Below are 20,419 nucleotides of genomic sequence, written 5' to 3'. Positions count from 1 at the left end.
CTCCGGCTCAGCGCTTGGCGGGGGTGGAGGAGGGGAAGGCGAACATGGCCGTATCGATCGGGGTGTTGAGCTGCGCCGATTCGATGTGGTTCTGGCCCTGCTCGAAGGGGAAGTACACCCCGTCGACCTTCTCGTATTCGCCCAGGTCCGTGGTCTGCACCTGTTCCTGGCCGCGGATGTTGCGGTGGTCGACGACGCGGATCTCGAGGAAGTAATCCGGGTCCAGGTAGATCACACGGCTGTCGCCGTTCTTGAACGTCACCCGCAGCTTGTGCGCGTCGGTGCCGTCGATGTCCTCGGTGCCGAGGTATTCGATGCGCTCACCCTTCTTCTGCGCGTCGAGCAGCGGACCGGCGATGTCGGCGGCCTGCGCCAGCGCCTTGGTGTCGTCTCCACTGAGTTTCTGCGGGTCGCGACGTCCCTGGAAGGGGTCGATGACCCAACCCTGGTGCCCGTCCCAGGCGTTGACCTGCGTCATCCCCTGCAACGAGAAATCCTGGCGGGCCATGTCCGGCGCCACCATCCAGCTTTCGGCCTTGGCTTCGAGGCCACCACCCAGCCGCAGCTTGCCCAGGGTGTGCATCGAGGTAATGGCGCGCAACGCTTCGGCACCGCCGCGGGCTTCGAGATTCTTTGCGACCAGTTCGTCGGCGCTGACGTGATTGTCAGTGGCCGCCCACGCTGGCAACGACAGGCCGGCCAGCACGGCCGACAACGCGATCATGCACGGACGCATCGTGATCTCCTCGGGAGCGGCGCCGCCAGCCCCTGGCCGCGCGAATCCCGAGCCTACCGCGAAGGGGGTGAAGGCTGTCCCGGGCCGGAGGTCATGGAGGGGCAGGCGCAGGGGCGGGGCAATGTCCCGGATCACCGCATCGGCAGTTGCCGGTGGTGCATCGCAGGTTCCTGGACGAAGGCGGGCGCGTTCACCAACCCCGTTCCGTGCCGCATTCCGCTCGCCCCCAGGCACTGGAACTCCGCCTGCTGGAGTCGGTGCCGGGACTGCGCCAATGGCGTCGCGAACGCGGCATGGAGCGATACCTGCACCCGCCGATGCGCGGGATCGTCGAGCTTGCCCTGCACCACGAACAGCGACTCGCCATCGCGTCCAAGAACAAGATGATCGACGCGCTGGACCCCATGTTCGCGGGCCGATGTCAACAATACCGCCTTGAGTCGCCGCAGCTGCACCGGTGGCTGGTGGTTCAAAGGCCCGCCCAGCGCCTCCACCTGCCGTGAAATCTCCTTCTGGAGGGCGTGATCCGGATGCGCGGGATCAACAGGCGATGGCGATTGCTCCGACCGGCGCAACGCCGAGCGCGTGCGTGGTCCAACATGCCCGACCTCTGGCAATCCGTGTGCATGCTGGAACGCCTTCACTGCCTCCTGGGTACGCGCGCCCCAGACACCATCCAGCCGCAGGCAGTTGCCGCGGGCGTCGCGGTAACCAAGGCGGGTGAGGAGTCGCTGGAGGTGATCGACGTCGTTCGTTGTCGGTGCAGCCGGAACGAGCGGCGCTTGCAGTGAATCACCAACCAGGCTTGCTTCCGGCGCCGGCCGTTCTGGCGGCGGGCGCACGTGCTGGGCGAGGAACTTCTCGAATCCATCGACATACGGCATCACCTGCGCGCGCGAAACCGCGAGGCCGCCGTAGTCTCCATTGGGGCCATCATGGTGATACTTGTAGATGTATTCCTCGCCCTGGCCTCGTCGGTTGGCGATCGCTTCGTTGTCGAGGAAATGGGCGACCAACGCTTTTGCCTGCAATGGCACGTCCCCTCGGTTCTTATCGCTGATGCCGTAATTGGCAGCCGTCCGATCAATGAACTGCCCCAGCCCATAGGCCGATGTCGTACCCGCCGCGGCGTCCGGGTTGAACCCCGATTCCACCCGCGCAATCGCAAGCACGTATGCGGTCCGATGCGGGTTCAATCCGGCCTGCCGTGCAGCCTCGACCAGCATGTCCACGACGCGCGACTGGGTTGCCGCGGTGGCATCGCCCCATACATGCGAGCTGCCCGCCAAGCGACCGTTGCCGCGGTCGATCGGATCGAGATAATGGCTGTGGGCAACGACCTGGCTGGCCCGATATGCCTGCCCGCGGGGTTGGATCAACGCTTCATGGATCGCCGGCTCGGTCATCCTTGACCTCCTTCAGGCACACCGCGCGGCCGTCCTGGTCAGCCGTGCGGTCGCACCGTGCATAGTCGAAAGTCGGGTGCGACATGCCCATGCGACGACGCAACTGATCGTATTCGCGGTTGTTCGGCGATTGCTCCGTGCCGCCGCCGAGCATCGGTGGCTGGCTTCGGGTGAGCACCTTGCCGTCGGTCGAGTAGACGTAGAACCACTCGCAGGCCCCGCAGCCTTCCGGCAGCTCCCCGAACTGCACCACGAAGAACGCCTCGCCGGACCGTGAGTGCGCGCATGCCAGCCCGACCGGCGCGTACCCGGCCATCTCGATCGGCTGCGGCAAAGCCCTCGCCGACGATGCCTGTTCGAGCCGCATGGTTGGATGGGTGCACTCCATCTGCGTGCCGACAGCGGCCGAGCTGCATGTGAGCCTGAGCGTCGATTCGCCGCAGGTGGACGTCGCTAGAGCGACAGACGACATGGAGTCGACCGTGGAACCCGATCCATCCAGTTGGACGGAGGCCTGGGGTGCGGCGGCGGCTGCCGCGCCGGACGCCGTTGGCGAGGAGGCCTGGCTGCAGCCGGCAATCAGACCCAACCCAAAAACGATGAGCGGTGCATTCCTCATTGCATCCTCCCTGATGCGATACGCCCGGCCGACCATAGAGCATCGCGCGAGGCATTTCCATCAGGGGGCGCCCTGCCGGGCTGGCGCGCGCGGGCGCCTTGCGCTGGCCCAAAAAAGAAACGGACCCCGAGGGGGTCCGCTTCCTGCCTGGCGATGCTTCGCGGAGGTTGCCCGTCGCGGCGGGTTACTTCTTCAACCCCGCATCCGCGCGCAGTTCTTCGGCCTTGTCGGTCTTCTCCCACGAGAACGCGGTGGCGGACTGCGACTTGCCGTTGGCGTCGGTGTAGTTGACGTCCTTCGGCTTGCGGCCGAAGTGGCCGTAGGCGGCGGTCGCCTGGTACACCGGGTGGATCAGGTCGAGCATCTTGACGATGCCGTAGGGGCGCAGGTCGAAGTGGCGGCGGATCAGCTGCTCGATCTTCTCGTCGCTGATCTTGCCGGTGCCGAAGGTGGTCACCGAGATTGACGTCGGCTGCGCGACGCCGATCGCGTACGACACCTGCACCTCGCACTTGTCGGCCAGGCCGGCGGCGACGATGTTCTTGGCGACATAGCGCGCGGCGTACGCGGCCGAGCGGTCGACCTTGGACGGATCCTTGCCCGAGAACGCACCACCACCGTGGCGCGCCATGCCGCCGTAGGTGTCGACGATGATCTTGCGGCCGGTCAGGCCGCAGTCGCCGACCGGGCCACCGATGACGAAGATGCCGGTCGGGTTGATGTGGACCTTGTTCTTCGGCAGCGAGGCGAGCATCGGCTTGGGCAGCACCGGCTTGAGGATGTGCTCGTAGACGCCCTCGACGAGGTCCTTCTGCTTGATGCCGGGATCGTGCTGGGTGGATAGCACGACGGCATCGAGGCCGATCACCTTGTGCTGGTCGTCGTAGCGCAGGGTGACCTGCGACTTGGCGTCCGGGCGCAGCCAGGGCAGCTTGGAATTCTTCTGCTTGCGCACCTTGGCCTGCTGCTCGACCAGGCGATGGGCGTAGTAGATCGGCGCCGGCATGAATTCCGGCGCTTCGTTGCAGGCATAGCCGAACATCAGGCCCTGGTCGCCAGCGCCCTGTTCTTCGGGCTTCTTGCGGTCGACGCCGGCGGCGATGTCGGGCGACTGCTTGCCGATGAGGTTGAGCACGCCGCAGGTCTCGCCGTCGAAGCCGACGGACGAGGAGTCGTAGCCGATGTCGAGGATGACCTTGCGGGTGAGGGCTTCGAGATCGATCCAGGCGGACGTGGTGACTTCGCCGGCGACGATCGCCACGCCGGTCTTGACCATCGTCTCGCAGGCGACGCGGGCGCGCTTGTCCTTCGCCAGCAGCGCGTCCAGCACCGCGTCGGAAATCTGGTCGGCGACCTTGTCCGGATGGCCTTCGGACACCGACTCGGAAGTGAAGAGGTAGCTGGACATCGACGGCGGCTCCGGTAGCGGGCTCCCCAAAGGGATATCCCTTGATGCGGATGAAAGGATGGCCGCGCATGATACATGCCCGGCGGCGCCGGCGCATTGTGCGCGAGCGGGGGTTAAGCGGACGGAGGGCCTGGTCACGGGTGGTCCCCGGGCGGCGCCGTTCCCGGGCTGGATGCTCCCGGGCGCCGCGCGGCGTTCGAATCGAGCACCTCCAGGCGCGAAACTGCAACGTGCCTCCGTGTGGAATGCCTGCCGACAAGCAAAGCGCGCAGCCGGGCCGCGGCCTTTAGACTGGCGCGATGGATTCCATCACCCATCTTTTCCTCGGTGGCGCCATCGTCGCCGCCATCGCCCCGGCGCGGGACCGGCGTGCAGCGCTGCTGGCAGGCGCCGCCCTCAACACGCTGCCGGACCTGGACGTGCTGCTGTTGGCGTTCAGCGACAACCCGGTGGTGCGGATGACCTGGCATCGCAGCGCATCGCACTCGTGGCTGGTACTGCCGCTGGTGGCCGCGATCCTTTGGTGGTTCTTCCGCTCGCGCGGCGGGCGCGTGGCGCGGTCGCCGGTTCGCTGGTGGTGGGGGATGTTCGCGTGCCTGATGGCGCATCCGCTGTTCGACGCATTCACCAGTTACGGCACGCAGTTGTTCTGGCCGCTGCCGATGCGACCGGTGATGTGGTCGAGCCTGGACATCATCGATCCACTGTTCACCCTGCCGTGGCTGGTGGCATGCGTGGTCGCCTGGCGTGCGCGCAGCCAGGTGGTGGCGCAGCGTGCCCTGTTGGCGGGCATCGCGCTGGGCGTGGCTTACGTTGGCTGGTCGCTGGCGGCCAAGGCGCTCGTCGAGCGGGACGCGGACCAGGCATTGGCGACGATGGGCCTTGGCGATGCACCGCGGTTCTCGGCGCCGGCGACGATGAACACCGTGCGCTGGCGGGTCATCGCGATGACCCCGGCCGGCTTTGTCGAAGGCCAGCGCTCGCTTCGCGATCCGAACGCACCGATGCGGTTCGTCGCCTATCCATCGGATACCCGGGCCTTGGCGGACGTCCGCGGGGTTCCTGCGGTGCGTCGGCTGGCGTGGTTCAACCACGGCTTCGAACAGGTGCAGGTCCACGGCGGAACGTTGACGATCGTCGACCTGCGCATGGGCAGGGCGCCGGACTTCCCTTTCCGCTTCGATGTTGCCACGCGCGGCGCGGATGGCTGGCAGGCGATCAATCCGCCGCACATGCCCAGCCTGTTCGATGTCGATTACCGGCCGTTGGCCAGGGCGCTATGGCAGCGGCTGCTGCGCGCACTGGATCACGCCGCCACCGGCAGCTCCGGGACGACGCCGGCGACCAGCGCATCGAAGTAATCCTGGGTCAGGCGCACCTGTGCCTGCGCGCTGTCGGCGCAATTGACGATGGCGCGGAAGGCAAGGTGTTCCGGCCGGTCCTTCGCATACCACCCCAGGTGCTTGCGCGCGATGCGCACGCCGGACTGTTCGCCGTAGAAGTCGTGCAGGTGCCTCAGGTGCGCGAGCAGCACGTCGCGCACTTCCTTTAGCGTCGGCTCCGGTAGCAGGGTTTCGGTGGCCAGGTAATGCGCGACCTCGCGGAAGATCCAGGGTCGCCCCTGTGCGGCGCGGCCGATCATCACCGCGTCGCAGCCGGTCAGGCGCAGGACCTCGGCGGCCTTCCGTGGCGAGTCGATGTCGCCGTTGGCGATCACGGGGATCGAGAGTTCGGCCTTGATCGCGGCGATGGTGTCGTATTCGGCAACGCCGCCGTACTGCTGGTCGCGGGTACGGCCATGCACCGCTAGCGCGGCGATCCCGGAGGCTTGCGCGATCCGCGCGATGCTCGGCGCATTGCGGTGGGCGGCTTCCCAGCCGGTGCGGATCTTCAGCGTCACCGGCACGTCGACGGCGCGCACGACGGCGTCGAGGATGCGCCCCACCAGCGCTTCGTCGCGCATCAGCGCCGAGCCCGCCCAGGCATTGCAGACCTTCTTCGCCGGGCAGCCCATGTTGATATCGATCAGCTGCGCGCCGTGGTCCACGTTGTACCTGGCCGCATCGGCGAGGATTGCGGGCACCGTCCCGGCGATCTGCACGCTGACCGGGTCCGGTTCGCCGGCGTGGTCCATGCGACGCCGGGATTTGTCGGTGTTCCAGAAGCGCGGGTCGCTGGTGGTCATTTCCGACACCGCAAGCCCGGCACCCAGCCGCTTGCACAGCAACCGGAACGGCTTGTCGGTCACGCCCGCCATCGGCGCGAGGACGACCTTGGGCACGATGGAATGGGGGCCGATGCGCATGGGCCTAGTTTAAGGCGGGTCCAGCGGCCAGCAGAGCGCAGGCAGCAGGCAGCAGGCAGCAGGCAGCAGGCAGCAGGCAGCAGGTAGCGATGCGCGAGCGCGCCTTCGCCTGGCGTGCGCGTGGGTTGCGCGCCATGGCATCGACGAGGCCCGGTTGGGCCGCCGGGGTATTCCGGCCCTGCGCCTATACGTCGCGGGCGATCACCCGGTTGCAGCCGTCGCGCTTGGCCTGCTGCAGGCGGCGGTCGGCGCCGCGCAGCAGGCCCGACAGGTCGGCGCCGTCCTGCGGCCAGGCGACGAGGCCGGCGCTGAAGGTGATGCGCAAGGGTTCGCCGCCGACTTCCGGCAGGAACGGGCGTTCGGCGACCGCGCGCCGCAGCCGGTCCAGGCGCTCCCAGCCGCTGCCGATCGGGCATTGCAGCAGCAGCACGAACTCCTGGCCGCCGATGCGCACCAGGTGCTCGCGGGCGTCGAGGATTTCCGCCATCAGCGCCGCGGTCTGGCGCAGCGCGCGGTCGCCGTCGCGCGCACCGATCTCTTCGTTGATGCGGCGGAAGCGGTCCAGGTCGACCAGCGCCAGGGTCAGCGACTGGCCGCTGGCGCGCGCGGCATCGAACATCCGCGGCATCTGCTGCAGCAGCCACAGGCGGTTGGGCAGACCGGTGAGGCCGTCGCGCCCCGACAGCTCCACCAGGCGCTGGATGCGATAGACGATCGTCGTCGTCAGCATCCCGGTGAGCAGCAACAGAACCACGCGTTCGATCTGGCTGGCCATCGACACCGTGCCGTAATCCACCGACACCAGTTGTTCTGGCGTGTGCGCCGAGGCGATGATCGCGACCACCAGCATCGCGTACTGCACGATCGCCAGGCTGGTCACGAACAGCGTCAGCCGGCCGTCGTTGCGCAGCGCGGTCATGACGATGCTGATCGGGTAGAAGCCCCAGATCACCAGGCTGTTGAGGCCCGACGCGCGATCGCCCAGCGCCAGCAGCACCAGCACGGCGGTGGTGGTGGTGATGTCGTAGGTGCTGGTGGCGAACGGCAACCAGCCGTGCGCGCGGGGGTTGCGGGCCAGCGCGAGCCACAGTTGCGCCATGATGTTGATGAACACCGCCGCCGCCAGCCCGATCAGGGTTTCGCTGATCGGCGCGCCCGCGATCGCACTGGTCAGCGGCAGCAGCAGGCAGATCGCGGACAGCAGGGCGCGGATGCGCGCCACCAGCAGTTCGCCACCGGCCCCCAGTTCGAGCATGACTTCATCGGGCTGCGCGAACAGCGTCGCCAGCACATCGCCAAGCCATGGCGTCGATTTGCGCAATGTGCCTTCCCGACAGGTCCCGGGTTGCAGCATATCCGCCGCGGTCGCGGCCGCGCCACGCAAGCCCGGCGCGGGATGCAGGGGCAGGGCCGCGGGCGCGACCCGCGCGCCAGCTTCAGCGCACGCCGTGCCAGGCCACCCAGGCGGCCAAGGCCAGGAACAGCAACGCCGCGGCCGTCCGTGCCGCCCGCAGCGGCAGGCGGTGGGCAAAGCGCGCGCCGAGGATGACGACCGGGACGTTGGCCAGCAGCATGCCGATGGTGGTCCCGGCGACCACCTGCCACAGCGGCGAGTAATTGGCCGCCAGCAACACCGTCGCCACCTGGGTCTTGTCGCCGATCTCGGCCAGGAAGAACGCCACCACCGTCGCCATCAGCGCGCCATGCGCCGACACCGGCGTGTCTTCGTCCAACGTGTCCGGCTTGAGCGACCACAGCGCGATCGCCAGGAAGCTGCCCGCGACCACCCAGCGCAACACCTGCGGCGTGAGCCAGTGGGCCACCAGCGTTCCCAGCCAGCCGGCAAGGGCGTGGTTGAGCAGCGTCGCGACCAGGATGCCGGCAACGATCGGCACCGGCTTGCGGAAGCGCGCGGCCAGCACCAGGGCGAGCAGCTGCGTCTTGTCGCCGATCTCGGCCAGCGCGACGGTGCCCGCGGAGACCAGCGCCGGGCTGAAGGAAGCAATGTCCATCGAACACTCCGGGCCAGGCGAACGGTGGACGCGAAAGCGGACAGCGACGCCGCCCGGCCCGGGTGCGCGCTGCCTGCCTTCGGTCTTGCCCGGAACGACACCGACGATGCGATCGCCTGTGCGCTGCCCCACGCGCGCCATGGCCTGCAGGCCAAGTGTGTTGACGCGCGTCCCCGCCGCGCGGGCGACGGGTGGACTACTCCCCGGAGGAGGGAATCGCCATTGTACCGGCCGCTGCGTCGCGGTCGCTACACTGGCGCGCCGCACCCGCCGCCGAAGGAGCCACCGATGGAATACCGCCGCATGGGCGCGTCCGGCCTGCAGCTGTCCGCGTTGTCCTTCGGCGCCTGGGTCACCTTCGGCACCACCGTCGGTCGCAGTCTCGCGCGCGAACTGATCGCCGCCGCCTGGGACCACGGCGTCAATTTCTTCGACAACGCCGAGGTCTATGCCCGTGGCGAGGCCGAGCGCGTCATGGGCGACGTGCTCGCCGACCTGCGGTTGCCGCGCGACGGCTGGTGCGTGTCCAGCAAGGTCTTCTTCGGCTCGGTGGCCGAGCCGCGGCCAACCCAGAAGGGGCTGTCGCGCAAGCATGTCTTCGACGCCTGCCATGGCGCCCTCCGGCGTCTGCGCGTCGATTACCTGGACCTGTATTACTGCCATCGGCCCGATCCGGACACGCCGGTGGCCGAAACCGTGCTGGCGATGGATGCCCTGATCCGGCAGGGCAAGGTGCTGTACTGGGGCACCTCGGAGTGGCCGGCCGAACTCATCGTGCAGGCGCATGCGTTCGCCGCCGAGAACGGGCTGTATCCGCCGGCGATGGAGCAGCCCGAATACAACCTGCTGCACCGCGAGCGGGTCGAGGTCGAGTACGCCGATCTCTACGCGCGTTTCGGCATGGGTACCACCACCTGGTCGCCGCTGGCGTCGGGCCTGTTGACCGGCAAGTACAACGACAGCATTCCCGCCGATTCGCGGCTGGCGCAGAAGGGCAACGACTGGCTGCGGCGCAGCGTGCTCGATCCGCAGTCCACCCGCCTGCAGCGCGCGCGCGCGTTCACCATGATCGCCGCCGAGCTACGGATCCCGCCGGCGACGCTGGCGATCGCCTGGTGCCTGGGCAACCCGCACGTGACCTCGGTATTGCTGGGCGCGACGAAGCTGGAACAGCTGCTGCAGAACCTCGACGCGCTCGAGGCCGGGGCGCGGATCGACGCCGATACCTGGGCGCGGATCGAAGCAGTCACGCGTTGAGCGGACGCCGCCTGGCGCGGCGCGCCGAAGGCGGCCGCGGGGGAAGGGCGGGTTCGGCCGGAGCGGTCCAGCGCCCTGCGCGCCTATACTCGGTCCCGATAACCGGGGAGATGCGCGATGTTCAGTGGCTCGTTGCTGGCGATGGTGTTGCTGGTGGTGTTCGTGGTGATCGTGTCCAAGGCGGTGCGCATGGTGCCGCAGGGCTACGAGTGGACGGTGGAAGCCTTCGGCAAGTACACCCACACGTTGTCGCCGGGGCTGCATTTCCTGATGCCGATCTACCAGGGCATCGGCCGCAAGATCAACATGATGGAACAGGTGCTGGAAGTGCCCAGCCAGGACGTGATCACCAAGGACAACGCGGTGGTCAAGGTCGACGGCATCGTCTTCTTCCAGGTGCTCGATGCGGCCAAGGCGGCGTACGAAGTGGCGACGCTCGAGATCGCGATCCTGAATCTCGTCATGACCAACATCCGTACCGCGATCGGTTCGATGGACCTGGACGAGTCGCTGTCCAAGCGCGACGAGATCAACACCAAGGTGCTGGTCGCGGTCGACCAGGCGACGCACCCCTGGGGCATCAAGGTCAACCGCATCGAGCTCAAGGACATCGCGCCGCCGCGCGACCTGATCGAGGCGATGGCGCGGCAGATGAAGGCCGAGCGCGAGAAGCGCGCCAACATCCTCGAGGCCGAGGGCTTCCGCCAGGCGGCGATCCTCAAGGCCGAGGGCGAGAAGCAGTCGACGATCCTGGAAGCCGAAGGCAACAAGGAAGCCGCATTCCGCCAGGCCGAGGCGCGCGAACGCCTGGCCGGCGCCGAGGCCAAGGCGACGCAGTTGGTGTCCGACGCGATTTCCGGCGGCAACGTGCAGGCGATCAACTACTTCGTCGCGCAGAAGTACATCGAGGCCTTCAAGTCGCTGGCCGAAGCTCCCAACCAGAAGTTCGTGATGATGCCGATGGAGTCGGCCGGCGTGATCGGATCGCTCGGCGGCATCGCCGAACTCGCGCGCGAGGCGATGGAGCGCCAGCCTGCGCGCGTGGTCGCGCCGTCGCCGGCGCCGCGCCAGGGGGGCTGAGCCATGCGCTGGGACGTGTTCGCCTGGGCGGTGGCGGCGCTGCTGCTGTTCGCGGCCGAAGTCCTCGCGCCGGGGGCGTTCATGCTGTGGCTGGGGCTGGCCGCAGCCGTCACCTTCGTGATCGTCCTGCTGCTGCCCATGCCGCTGCTGGCGCAGGTGGGGCTGTTCGTGGTGCTGGGGCTGGTGTCGATCCAGGTCTACCGCACCTGGTTCCGCGGACGCGGCACCCGCAGCGACCAGCCGCTGCTCAACCGGCGCGTGGCGCAACTGGTCGGGCGCGTGGTGCCGCTGGAGCGGGCGATCGTCAACGGCCGCGGACGGGTGCAGATCGCCGATGCGCTATGGGATGTCGAAGGCCCGGAACTGCCGGCCGGCGCCGCAGTGCGGGTCGTCGGCGCCGATGGCACGACCCTGCGGGTCGAACCGGCCTGATGCGAGCCACGGTAGCCCGGAGAAGGCCGAAGGCCGCACCGGGGGGAACGACGAGCCCGTGTCGCCCATGCTGATGAACCCGCAGCCCGGATAAGGCCGAAGGCCGCATCCGGGATGTGCCAGCGCGCGGGCAAAGCCCCCGGGTGCGCTGCGCTTACCCGGGCTACGCACTGCGCACTTTCGCGTGCGGCGGCGCGCGATGTTCAGGCGCGTGCCTGCGGGCGCCGGACGGACAGGCGATAATGTGCGGCTTCCACGTCGAGTCGCGCGGCCCATGACCAGCAAGACCATCCTCAACGACAGCCATCGCGCGCTCGGCGCCAAGATGGTCGACTTCGGCGGCTGGGACATGCCGCTGCACTACGGCTCGCAGGTCGAGGAACATCACCTCGTGCGGCGGGACGCCGGCATGTTCGACGTTTCGCACATGACCGTCGTCGATCTCACCGGTGCGCGCGTGCGCGAGTTCCTGCGCCGGCTGGTCGCCAACTCGGTCGACAAGCTCAAGGTCCCGGGCAAGGCGCTGTACACGACGATGCTCAACGCACAGGGCGGGGTCATCGACGACCTGATCGTCTATTACCTGTCCGAGGACTTCTTCCGCCTGGTGGTCAACGCCGCCACCCGCGAGAAGGACCTGGCGTGGATCCGTTCGCAGGCCGGGGCCTTCGACGTCACGGTCGCCGAACGCAGCGACTTCGGCATGATCGCCGTGCAGGGCCCGACCGCGCGCGAGCGCGTGCTCGGCCTGCTCGACGCCGACGGCGCGCAGGCGGCCGGCAAGCTGGGCAAGTTCGCCGCCGCCGAAGTGAAGGCCAGGGACGGCACGTCGCTGTTCGTCGCCCGCACCGGCTACACCGGCGAGGACGGCTTCGAGATCGTCGTGCCGGAAGCCAGGGCGGTGGCGCTGTGGGACGCGCTGCTCGCCGCCGGCGTCAAGCCCGCCGGCCTGGGCGCGCGCGACACCTTGCGTCTGGAAGCGGGCATGAACCTCTACGGCCAGGACATGGACGAGACGGTCACGCCTTATGAAGCCGGGCTGGCATGGACCGTTGCGCTGGACGAAGGCCGGGCGTTCACCGGCCGCGAGGTACTGGAGCGCCAGAAGTCCGCGGGCGCGCCGCGGCAGCTGATCGGCCTGGTGATGGACGAGAAAGGCGTCCTGCGCCACGGCCAGAAGGTCCTCACCGCCAACGGCGAGGGCGAGATCCTCTCCGGCACGTTCTCGCCGACGCTGGGCAAGGCGATCGCGTTCGCGCGCGTCCCGGCCGGCGCGCCGGGCGACGTGCGCGTCGACATCCGCGGCCGCGAAGTCCCGGTCCGCGTGGTCAAGTTCCCCTTCGTCCGCGACGGCAAGCCGCAGGACGGGATGTGATCCCGCGCTGCCCCTGCTTCGCTAGACTAGGCATCCTTTCCATCGACCTGCCCGACCCGGCCTGGCCACTGCACGGAGCCCCACGATGAGCGAGATCCCCGGCGACCTGAAGTTCCTGAAGTCCCATGAGTGGGCCCGCGTCGAAGGCGACGGCAAGGTCACCATCGGCATTTCCGACCACGCCCAGGGGCTGCTTGGCGACCTGGTCTATGTCGAACTGCCGACCGTCGGCGACCGCGTCGAAGCCGGTAACGCGTGCGCGGTGGTCGAGTCGGTGAAGGCTGCGTCGGACGTCTACAGCCCGGTGACCGGCAAGGTCGTCGAGGTCAATGCCGCACTGTCGGACAAGCCCGAGACGATCAACGAAGACGCCTACGGCGACGGCTGGATCTTCGTGATCGAGGCCGAGGAACCCGAACAGCTCAACGAACTGCTCGACCCGGACGCCTACGCCGAGCTGCTCGAAGACGAAGACCACTAAGCCGCACCGCTCCGAACCCGACCGGCCGCCACGCGCGGCCGGTGTCATTTTCCGCTGTCACAGTCCAATACCCGCAGGTGGAAGTCGCATGCCCTTCATTCCCCACACCGAATCCGACGTCCACGAGATGCTCGCCGCGATCGGCGCGCCCGACATCGAGGCGCTGTTCGACGAGATTCCCGCCGCGCTGAAGGTGCAGTCGCTGGCGAAGGTGCCCGAGGGCCTGTCGGAAATGGACGTCGTCCGGCTGATGCGCGGGCGCGCGAAGCAGGACGAGGCGGTGCTCAACTTCGCCGGCGCCGGCGCCTACGAGCACCACATCCCGGCGGCGATCTGGCAGATCGTCGGCCGCGGCGAGTTCTATTCGGCCTACACGCCGTACCAGGCCGAGGCAAGCCAGGGCACGCTGCAGCTGATCTACGAATACCAGACGATGATGACCCGCCTGACCGGCATGGACATCAGCAACGCCTCCATGTACGACGGCGCCACCGCCGTGGCCGAGGCGGTGCTGATGGCCGAGCGCAGCGCGAAGAAAGGACCGCGCCGGGTGCTGGTGCCCGAGTCGCTGCATCCGGCCTACCGCAAGACGGTGCAGTCGATCGTCGGCCTGCAGGACATCGAAGTGGTGACGCTCCCGTGCCCCGGCGGCTCGCTCGATCCGGCCTCGCTCTCCTCGGTCGAAGGCGAGTTCACCGCGCTGATCGTCCCGCAGCCGAATTTCTTCGGGGTGCTCGAGGATGTCGACGCGCTGACCGACGCCGCCCACGCGCGCGGCATGCTGGTGATCGCGGTGGTCAACCCGATGTCGCTGGCGATGCTCAAGGCCCCGGGCGCATGGGGTGCTACCGGCGCCGACATCACCTGTGGCGACGGCCAGCCGCTGGGCGTGCCGCTGTCCTCGGGCGGCCCGTACTTCGGCTTCCTCGCCTGCAAGAAGGAGCTGGTGCGCAACCTGCCCGGGCGCATCGTCGGGCGCACCACCGACCTCGACGGCAAGGGCGGTTTCACCCTGACCCTGCAGGCGCGCGAACAGCACATCCGCCGGGCCAAGGCGACGTCCAACATCTGCACCAACCAGGGCCTGCTGGTGACGGCGGCGACGATCTACATGTCGCTGCTCGGTCCGGACGGGCTGGCGAAAGTCGCAGCTGCGTCGGCCAACAACCTGCGCGCGCTGCGTGAACGCCTGTTGAAAATCCCCGGCGTCGAGCCGCTGTTCGGCGGCCGCGTCCACTTTCACGAACTGGCGTTGAGGCTGCCCAGACCCGCCGCCGACGTGATCGAAGCGCTCGCCGCGCGCCGGATCGTCGCCGGTGTTTCGCTGGGCGAGGACTTCCCCGGCTTCGACGATGCGCTGCTGGTCTGCACCACGGAAACCAAGCGCGTCGAAGACCTGGACGCGTTCGCCGGCGCGCTCGCCAAAGCGCTGGCGTAGCCACCGGCATCGCGTCGTCCAACCGAACCCGCGATGGCGACATCGCGGGTTTTTCATTGCCCGCGATCTGCGCGCCGAGGTGCGCGACGGTGGCGGAGCGGCGCCGATCGCTTGCGCAATTCCGCGCAAATCGGTTTGTGCGACGCGAAAATCCGACCCTTCGGAGCAAATTATTTTCGACGCCGGATCCGGCCGATGGCGGCCGCGCCGGCTGCCGCGCACGCATTGCACGCGCACCGTGGTGCAACGGCGCCCGATGCCCCGCGCGAAAAAAAAGCGCTTTAAAAAAGCGCTTTGCTGGTACGTGGAATGTGCGCGATGCGATCGGGCATCCGTGATCGCGCGCGAGCATCGCGCTCGCGCCGTGCTTCGGGGCCGCCGGGACGCGTCCGGCCGGACGAAAATAATTGCCTGGAAGTGTTGACACCTGAAAAAACCGTGATTAGGTTTCGCCCAGCAGACGCGACCTGCGGAAGAGAGTGAGTCGAACAACCCGGACAACGAGCAGCACAACGAAGCCCTCCGCCCTGAACTTCCAAAAGGTGGACGCGGGCAGCATCTCCCCCGCGAAAGGCTTCCGCTCCTTCCAGAACACCGACCTGCACCGCTTGGCGATGCAGGTTTTTTATTGCCGGCGCGGTGGCGCCCGGCAACACGAATCCGTCCCGGCGCGCCTTGCGCGTCGGCGGTTGGTCGCGGGTCCGATACCCGCGATGCTGTTTTGCACTGGGCTGCAGTACCCGAAAGTCAACTGACGAGGAGCCATTCCATGGCCATGAAGAAAGCTGCCAAGAAGTCCGCCAAGAAGGCGACGAAGAAAGCCGCCAAGAAACCGGCGGCCAAGAAGACCGCGAAGAAGACCGCACGCAAGTCCGCCGCCAAGAAGCCGGCCGCGAAGAAGACTGCGCGCAAGACCGCCAAGAAGGCGACCAAGAAGACGGCCGCCAAGCGCCGTCCGGCCAAGAAGGCCGCGAAGAAGACCACCCGGAAGACCGCCCGCAAGGCAGCGAAGCGTCCGGCCAAGAAGACCGCGAAGAAGACCGCACGCAAGTCCGCAGCGAAGAAGACCGCCAAGAAGGCGACCAAGCGTCCTGCGAAGAAGGCTGCGAAGAAGACTGCCAAGAAGACCGCAAAGAAGGCCGCCAAGAAGCCTGCTGCGAAGAAGGCCAAGCGTCCGGCGAAGCGTAAGGCGGCCCCCGTGGCCATGCCTTCGGCGCCGGCGCCGATGATGTAAGCAATCCCCGATAAGCCGTACCTGAAGCTCCTCCTCCGCACGCCCAGGCGGAGGGGGAGTTTTTATTTGTGGGCTGGGGAAGGAGTATCAGGCCGGCTGTCAGTCGCGAGCGCGCCCCGCCCTGACGAAAACGGGGATCAGCGTTTTCTCGTCGTCCCGGCGAGAGCCGGAATGACGAGCGAAGGCATGGCGATGTCCGGCATCACGCGCACCCTCATGCCGAAAGTCGGCGGGGTGCCCACTCCGGAGCGGTCACGGTCCGGAGCGACGACCAGCACGTGCGCGGCCTCTCGCAGAGCAGGTGCTGGTTGCGACTTTCACCAGGCCGGCACACAGGCGGGAAGTCACCGGGTACCGGCTTCCGCGGGAACCAGCGGAAGCCGACCGGATTCCGTCCGTCACCGGATGACGACCCGGACAGTCCTTACCGCGGCTTCGCATCCGCCGTCGACGAATCCGTCCCCGGCGCATCGTCCGAAGCACGCGCGTAGTAGCTGTCGCCCAGCGTATCGTCGTCCAGCCAGTGCGGGGTCAACCCCAGGGCACTGTCCAGGATCGTCGGCATCATGCCGCTGGGCAGCGCGCTTTCGCTGTTCCAAAGGATGGCCACGCCCAGGTCGCGTTCGGGCAGCAGTGCGATCACCGCGCGATAACCCTGCACCGCGCCGCCATGGAACACCACCCGATGGCCGGCGTAGTCGTACACGCGCCAGCCCAGCGCGTAACCCGCGGCATTGAGCCGCTCGCCGCGCCAGGATGAGCCGTGCATTTCGCTGGGCGTGTCGATCACCGGTGCGTGCAGCGTCGCCAGCAGCGACGGCGACAGCACGTCGGGGCGATGGCCGCTCTGCGCGATCAGCCATTGCGCCATGTCGCTGATGCTGGCGTTGACGCCCGCGGCCGGCAGCACTTCGTAATAGCTTGGCTTGGGCATCACCGACACCCAGCCACCACCGCCGCGGACGTGGGGTTTCGCCCAGCGCGCGCTGTTCTCGATCCCGGCCAGGCCGGTGCTGGCGTCGGTCATGCCGAGCGGTTTGAACAGGCGGTTGGCGACGTTGTCGCCGTAGCTGTGGCCGGTCGTGGCCTGGATGGCGTCGCCGATCAGGCTGAAGGCGATGTTCTGGTAGGCATAGCACTCGCCCGGATGGCAGGCCATCGGCGCGTATGCCAACCGTTGCACCAGCGTGCGGTAGTCGACGTTGGCTTCCAGATCGCGGTCGTAGGTATTGCGGGTGAGGCCATCGCGATGGCTGAGCACGTCGGCGACCGTCAACTGCTCGGCGGCGCCCGGTTCGGAAAAGCGCAGCGAGGGCATGTAGTTGATCATGCGGCTGTCCCAGCGCAGGGTGCCGTCGGACACCAGCAGGCCGGTGACGGTGCCCGCGAACGCCTTCGACAATGAAGCCAGCCGGAAGACGGTGTGCGCGTCGATCGGCTCGGCGGCCTGCACGTCGGTGACGCCATAGCCGCGCGCGCTGAGGATGCGGCCGTCCTTGACGATCGCCATGGCCAGGCCGGGCACGCGCTGGTTGGCGACCAGGGCCTGGGCGATGGCTTCGAACTGATGCACGTCGAAACCCGCCGCCAGTGGCATCACCTGCCGCGGCGGCGGAACATAGGCGATCTGTTGCGCGCTGGCCGGGACCTGCGCGCTCGCGGGCGTGGTGGCGGCGGGCGTCGGAGCCGTCACGCTGGCGACCTGGTGGTCGGCGGTGGGCCAAGGCAGGCTGGTCTGGGCGGTGGAGCCCAGCGCCAGGGGAAGCAGCAACGCAAGCGTCGCCAGCCTCACGCTGCCCAGGTGCCGGGCCCGATGATTCCCCTCGTAGTGCCGCGCGGTGCCGTCTTTCATCGGCGCTGCCCCCTGCGTATGCTGCTGCTGCAGACAGGGATCATAGCGTCTGTTTTCGGTAGTGCATGAACAAGGGGAAGAACCATGGTCACGCTTTTGATCCTGTTGGTAATTGTGGTTGTGCTGGGGTTCTGGATCGTCGGCATGTACAACGGCCTGGTCACCGGTCGCAACGCCTATAAAAATGCCTTCGCCCAGATCGACGTGCAGCTGCAGCGCCGCTTCGACCTGATCCCCAACCTGGTGGAAACCGCCAAGGGCTACATCAAGCACGAGCGCGAGACGCTCGAGGCCGTAATCGCCGCCCGCAGCGCCGCGATGTCCGGGCTGTCGGTCGCCAAGGCAAATCCGGGCGATCCCTCCGCGATGGCCGAACTGGCCAGCTCGCAGGGCATGCTGAATGGGGCGCTGGGTCGCCTGATGGCGGTCGCCGAGGCCTACCCGGACCTCAAGGCCAACCAGAACATGATGCAGCTGTCCGAGGAGCTGACCTCCACCGAGAACAAGGTCGCCTTCGCCCGCCAGGCCTTCAACGATTCGGTGATGGCCTACAACAATCGACGTGAAGTGTTTCCGTCGAGCGTCGTCGCCGGCATGTTCCAGTTCACGCCCGCGGCGCTGCTGGAAATCCCCGCCGCCGACCAGGCGCAGGTACGGGCGGCGCCGAAGGTGCAGTTCTGACATCAAGCCCCTCTCCCATCGGGAGAGGGGTTGGGGTGAGGCGCGGCGAAGCGACGGGGCCATGGATTCTCGACGAACCTCCCAGCAAGCAGTTGCTCGATTCGCATCGCTCCGCCGCCCTCATCCGCCTTCGGCACCTTCTCCCGCGGGGAGAAGGGAGGAGCTAATACCCCATGAATTTCTTCGAACACCAGGCCGCTGCCCGTCGCGCATCGACGCGTCTTGTCGTGCTGTTCGGCCTTGCGGTCGCCGGCATCGTGCTGGCGGTGGATTTCGCGGTGTGGATCGCCTTTGGCGCCGCCACCGCGCGTGACTCCGGCAGTCCCGCGGCGCTGCTGGTGTTCAGCACCTTCGCGACGCTGGCGATCATCGGCCTGGGCTCGATGTACCGCATCGCCACCCTGCGCGGCGGCGGCGAACCGGTCGCCCTGCAGTTCGGCGGGGTGCCGGTGCCCGAAGGCACGACCGACTTCAACCTGCGCCGGCTGCGCAATGTCGTCGAGGAGATCGCGATCGCCTCCGGCGTGCCGGTGCCGAAGATCTACGTGCTCGAGCAGGAGACCGCCATCAATGCGTTCGCGGCGGGCTATTCGCCTTCCGACGCCGTGGTCGCGGTGACGCGCGGCGCGCTCGACCGGCTCAACCGCGATGAACTGCAGGGCGTGATCGCGCACGAGTTCAGCCACATCCTCAACGGCGACATGCGGCTCAACATCCGCCTGATGGGGATCCTGTTCGGCATCCTCATGCTCGCCATCATCGGCCGCAAGGTGCTGCAGTTCGGCGGCCGCGGGCGCGACAGCCGCGGCGCCGCGGCGATCCTGGTCGCGGCACTGGTGGCGATGATCGTCGGTTACATCGGCCTGTTCTTCGCACGCATGATCAAGGCCGGCGTGAGCCGCACGCGCGAGTCGCTGGCCGACGCGTCGGCGGTGCAGTTCACCCGCCAGACCCAGGGACTGGCCGGCGCGCTGAAGAAGATCGGCGGCATCGCCGAGGGCTCGCAGCTCAACGACCGTGCCGATGCCGAGGAAGCCAGCCACATGCTGTTCGGCGATGGCGTCGGTTTCTCCGGCCTGTTCGCCACCCATCCGCCGCTGCTGCAGCGCATCCAGGCGCTGGAGCCCAGCTTCCGCGCCGACGAACTCGATGCGCTGCAGCGCAAATGGCTCGCCACGCCGCCCGATGGCCTGGCCGAGGACACGCGCCTGGGCCTGGATGGCGGCAGCAGCGCGCGCCTGCCCGGCGCCGGCGACCAGTTCAACGTCACCCCACCGATGGTGGTGGCGCAGGTCGCGCAGCCGGCGGCGGACGATTACCGTCGCGCCGATGCGATCGTGTCGACCATCCCCGACAGCCTGCGCGCACTGGCGGCGCAGCGCGAACAGGTGATGGCGCTGCTGCTGGGCCTGCTGTTGGACGACGATGCCGCAATTGCAGCCGCCCAGCGCACCGAAATCTCCGCGCGCCTGGGCGCCGCCGTCGCCGACCAGGCCGCCTCGCTGCACCAGCGGCTGATCGAAGAACTCCACCCGATGCTGCGCCTGCCGCTGGCCGCGCTCGCCTTCCCCGTGCTGCGACTGCGGCCGCGGCCGGAACTGGACACGTTCATGGACACGGTGGAGGCGGTGGTGCACGCCGACGGCCAGGTGTCGCTGTTCGAATACTGCCTGGGCCGGCTGCTGCAGTCGCAGGTGCGCGAGTCGCTGGATCCCGCGCGGCACGTGCGCTTCGGCCGCACGAAGATTGCCAACGCGCGCAGCGAGATCGCGACGCTGCTGTGCGTGGTCGCGCAGGCGGGCAACGACAGCCCGCAGGACGCGCAGCGCGCCTACCTGTCGGGCGTACAGCGGGTGCTGCCCAGCGACTACCTGCCGTACCGCCCGCGCGAAGGCGGCCCGCTGGTGCTGGATGCGGTCTGGGGGCCGCTGGACGACCTGGATCCGCTGGCGAAACAGGCGCTGATCGAGGCGATCACCGCCACCGTCAGCCACGACAACCGGATCACGGTCGCCGAGTCGGAACTGCTGCGCACGATCTGCGGCGTGCTGCATTGCCCGCTGCCGCCGATGCTGGAACGCGCTGCCTGAGCAGCGGTGGTCG

18 protein-coding genes are annotated in these 20,419 nt (G+C 68.1%); 10 read left to right on the top strand and 8 right to left on the bottom strand.

The annotated features are described in order from the left end of the window. Positions 1-7: 7 nt before the first annotated feature. The 4 genes from G7B67_RS01565 to metK form a co-directional block, all read right to left on the bottom strand. Positions 8-736 (bottom strand): LolA-like protein, encoded by a 729-nt coding sequence (locus G7B67_RS01565; RefSeq protein WP_166206714.1) that lies wholly within the window; start codon positions 734-736, stop codon positions 8-10. Between the two features lie 131 nt (positions 737-867). Beyond that, a complete protein-coding gene (locus G7B67_RS01560) occupies positions 868-2,142 on the bottom strand; it encodes an XVIPCD domain-containing protein (protein ID WP_166206711.1) in 1,275 nt (424 codons plus the stop codon). Continuing rightward, positions 2,120-2,761 (bottom strand): hypothetical protein, encoded by a 642-nt coding sequence (locus G7B67_RS01555; protein ID WP_166206708.1) that lies wholly within the window; start codon positions 2,759-2,761, stop codon positions 2,120-2,122. Before G7B67_RS01555 ends, G7B67_RS01560 begins: the two co-directional genes overlap by 23 nt. Positions 2,762-2,945: 184 nt before the next feature. Continuing rightward, positions 2,946-4,169, bottom strand: coding sequence for a methionine adenosyltransferase (metK, locus tag G7B67_RS01550; RefSeq protein ID WP_166206705.1), 1,224 nt, complete (start codon positions 4,167-4,169; stop codon positions 2,946-2,948). A 299-nt stretch (positions 4,170-4,468) separates the two neighbouring features. Here metK and G7B67_RS01545 point away from each other — a divergent pair, with 299 nt between their 5' ends. Further along, the gene (locus G7B67_RS01545; RefSeq protein ID WP_166206702.1) at positions 4,469-5,530 is read left to right on the top strand and encodes a metal-dependent hydrolase; all 1,062 of its coding nucleotides are present in this window, start codon (positions 4,469-4,471) and stop codon (positions 5,528-5,530) included. Here G7B67_RS01545 and dusB read toward each other — a convergent pair. The 3 genes from dusB to G7B67_RS01530 all read right to left on the bottom strand — a co-directional run bounded on the left by dusB (position 5,476) and on the right by G7B67_RS01530 (position 8,486). Beyond that, positions 5,476-6,474 (bottom strand): tRNA dihydrouridine synthase DusB, encoded by a 999-nt coding sequence (dusB, locus tag G7B67_RS01540; RefSeq protein WP_166206699.1) that lies wholly within the window; start codon positions 6,472-6,474, stop codon positions 5,476-5,478. The two genes, G7B67_RS01545 and dusB, sit on opposite strands and share 55 nt — an antisense overlap. A gap of 184 nt (positions 6,475-6,658) precedes the next feature. Next, on the bottom strand, positions 6,659-7,795 hold the full coding sequence (locus G7B67_RS01535; protein WP_166206696.1) for a GGDEF domain-containing protein: 1,137 nt from the start codon (positions 7,793-7,795) through the stop codon (positions 6,659-6,661). Between the two features lie 115 nt (positions 7,796-7,910). Next, entirely contained in the window at positions 7,911-8,486 is a 576-nt protein-coding gene (locus G7B67_RS01530) for a TMEM165/GDT1 family protein (protein ID WP_166206693.1), read from the bottom strand. Between the two features lie 288 nt (positions 8,487-8,774). Here G7B67_RS01530 and G7B67_RS01525 point away from each other — a divergent pair, with 288 nt between their 5' ends. The 7 genes from G7B67_RS01525 (at position 8,775) to G7B67_RS13595 (ending at position 15,783) form a co-directional block, all read left to right on the top strand. Further along, complete coding sequence (locus tag G7B67_RS01525) at positions 8,775-9,743, top strand: aldo/keto reductase (RefSeq protein ID WP_166206691.1); 969 nt, start codon at positions 8,775-8,777, stop codon at positions 9,741-9,743. Between the two features lie 117 nt (positions 9,744-9,860). Further along, positions 9,861-10,823 carry an SPFH domain-containing protein gene (locus G7B67_RS01520; RefSeq protein ID WP_166206688.1) on the top strand — a complete coding sequence of 321 codons (963 nt, stop codon included), beginning with the start codon at positions 9,861-9,863 and terminating at the stop codon, positions 10,821-10,823. A 3-nt stretch (positions 10,824-10,826) separates the two neighbouring features. Then, positions 10,827-11,255 (top strand): NfeD family protein, encoded by a 429-nt coding sequence (locus G7B67_RS01515; RefSeq protein WP_166206685.1) that lies wholly within the window; start codon positions 10,827-10,829, stop codon positions 11,253-11,255. A gap of 274 nt (positions 11,256-11,529) precedes the next feature. Then, positions 11,530-12,630: a glycine cleavage system aminomethyltransferase GcvT gene (gene gcvT, locus G7B67_RS01510; protein ID WP_166206682.1), complete on the top strand. Its 1,101-nt coding sequence runs from the start codon at positions 11,530-11,532 to the stop codon at positions 12,628-12,630. Between the two features lie 85 nt (positions 12,631-12,715). After that, a complete protein-coding gene (gene gcvH, locus G7B67_RS01505) occupies positions 12,716-13,111 on the top strand; it encodes a glycine cleavage system protein GcvH (RefSeq protein ID WP_166206679.1) in 396 nt (131 codons plus the stop codon). Between the two features lie 88 nt (positions 13,112-13,199). Next, positions 13,200-14,549, top strand: a complete 1,350-nt coding sequence (gcvPA, locus tag G7B67_RS01500) for an aminomethyl-transferring glycine dehydrogenase subunit GcvPA (RefSeq protein ID WP_166206677.1) — start codon at positions 13,200-13,202, stop codon at positions 14,547-14,549. 769 nt (positions 14,550-15,318) lie between these two features. Next, positions 15,319-15,783 (top strand): hypothetical protein, encoded by a 465-nt coding sequence (locus G7B67_RS13595; protein ID WP_166206674.1) that lies wholly within the window; start codon positions 15,319-15,321, stop codon positions 15,781-15,783. A gap of 424 nt (positions 15,784-16,207) precedes the next feature. Here the strand turns inward: G7B67_RS13595 and G7B67_RS01490 are convergent, their stop codons facing one another. Then, positions 16,208-17,635, bottom strand: coding sequence for a serine hydrolase domain-containing protein (locus tag G7B67_RS01490; protein WP_166206671.1), 1,428 nt, complete (start codon positions 17,633-17,635; stop codon positions 16,208-16,210). Between the two features lie 84 nt (positions 17,636-17,719). Between G7B67_RS01490 and G7B67_RS01485 the strand changes: the two genes are divergently transcribed. Next, positions 17,720-18,316 (top strand): LemA family protein, encoded by a 597-nt coding sequence (locus G7B67_RS01485; RefSeq protein ID WP_166206668.1) that lies wholly within the window; start codon positions 17,720-17,722, stop codon positions 18,314-18,316. Between the two features lie 173 nt (positions 18,317-18,489). Next, positions 18,490-20,406, top strand: coding sequence for a M48 family metallopeptidase (locus G7B67_RS01480; protein WP_166206666.1), 1,917 nt, complete (start codon positions 18,490-18,492; stop codon positions 20,404-20,406). The last annotated feature ends 13 nt before the right edge of the window (positions 20,407-20,419 follow it).

The organism is Cognatiluteimonas telluris, from assembly GCF_011320095.1.
GTDB classification, from domain to species: domain Bacteria; phylum Pseudomonadota; class Gammaproteobacteria; order Xanthomonadales; family Xanthomonadaceae; genus Cognatiluteimonas; species Cognatiluteimonas telluris.
This window is presented reverse-complemented; position numbering and strand designations above follow the sequence as displayed.

Coding starts and splice junctions, on each gene's coding strand:
- metK (WP_166206705.1), bottom strand. CDS start 4,169: ATGTCCAGCTACCTCTTCACTTCCGAGTCGGTGTCCGAAGGCCATCCG.
- G7B67_RS01565 (WP_166206714.1), bottom strand. CDS start 736: ATGCGTCCGTGCATGATCGCGTTGTCGGCCGTGCTGGCCGGCCTGTCG.
- gcvH (WP_166206679.1), top strand. CDS start 12,716: ATGAGCGAGATCCCCGGCGACCTGAAGTTCCTGAAGTCCCATGAGTGG.
- G7B67_RS01490 (WP_166206671.1), bottom strand. CDS start 17,635: ATGAAAGACGGCACCGCGCGGCACTACGAGGGGAATCATCGGGCCCGG.
- G7B67_RS01515 (WP_166206685.1), top strand. CDS start 10,827: ATGCGCTGGGACGTGTTCGCCTGGGCGGTGGCGGCGCTGCTGCTGTTC.
- gcvT (WP_166206682.1), top strand. CDS start 11,530: ATGACCAGCAAGACCATCCTCAACGACAGCCATCGCGCGCTCGGCGCC.
- G7B67_RS01560 (WP_166206711.1), bottom strand. CDS start 2,142: ATGACCGAGCCGGCGATCCATGAAGCGTTGATCCAACCCCGCGGGCAG.
- G7B67_RS01525 (WP_166206691.1), top strand. CDS start 8,775: ATGGAATACCGCCGCATGGGCGCGTCCGGCCTGCAGCTGTCCGCGTTG.
- G7B67_RS01520 (WP_166206688.1), top strand. CDS start 9,861: ATGTTCAGTGGCTCGTTGCTGGCGATGGTGTTGCTGGTGGTGTTCGTG.
- G7B67_RS01485 (WP_166206668.1), top strand. CDS start 17,720: ATGGTCACGCTTTTGATCCTGTTGGTAATTGTGGTTGTGCTGGGGTTC.
- G7B67_RS01555 (WP_166206708.1), bottom strand. CDS start 2,761: ATGAGGAATGCACCGCTCATCGTTTTTGGGTTGGGTCTGATTGCCGGC.
- dusB (WP_166206699.1), bottom strand. CDS start 6,474: ATGCGCATCGGCCCCCATTCCATCGTGCCCAAGGTCGTCCTCGCGCCG.
- G7B67_RS01530 (WP_166206693.1), bottom strand. CDS start 8,486: ATGGACATTGCTTCCTTCAGCCCGGCGCTGGTCTCCGCGGGCACCGTC.
- gcvPA (WP_166206677.1), top strand. CDS start 13,200: ATGCCCTTCATTCCCCACACCGAATCCGACGTCCACGAGATGCTCGCC.
- G7B67_RS01545 (WP_166206702.1), top strand. CDS start 4,469: ATGGATTCCATCACCCATCTTTTCCTCGGTGGCGCCATCGTCGCCGCC.
- G7B67_RS13595 (WP_166206674.1), top strand. CDS start 15,319: ATGGCCATGAAGAAAGCTGCCAAGAAGTCCGCCAAGAAGGCGACGAAG.
- G7B67_RS01480 (WP_166206666.1), top strand. CDS start 18,490: ATGAATTTCTTCGAACACCAGGCCGCTGCCCGTCGCGCATCGACGCGT.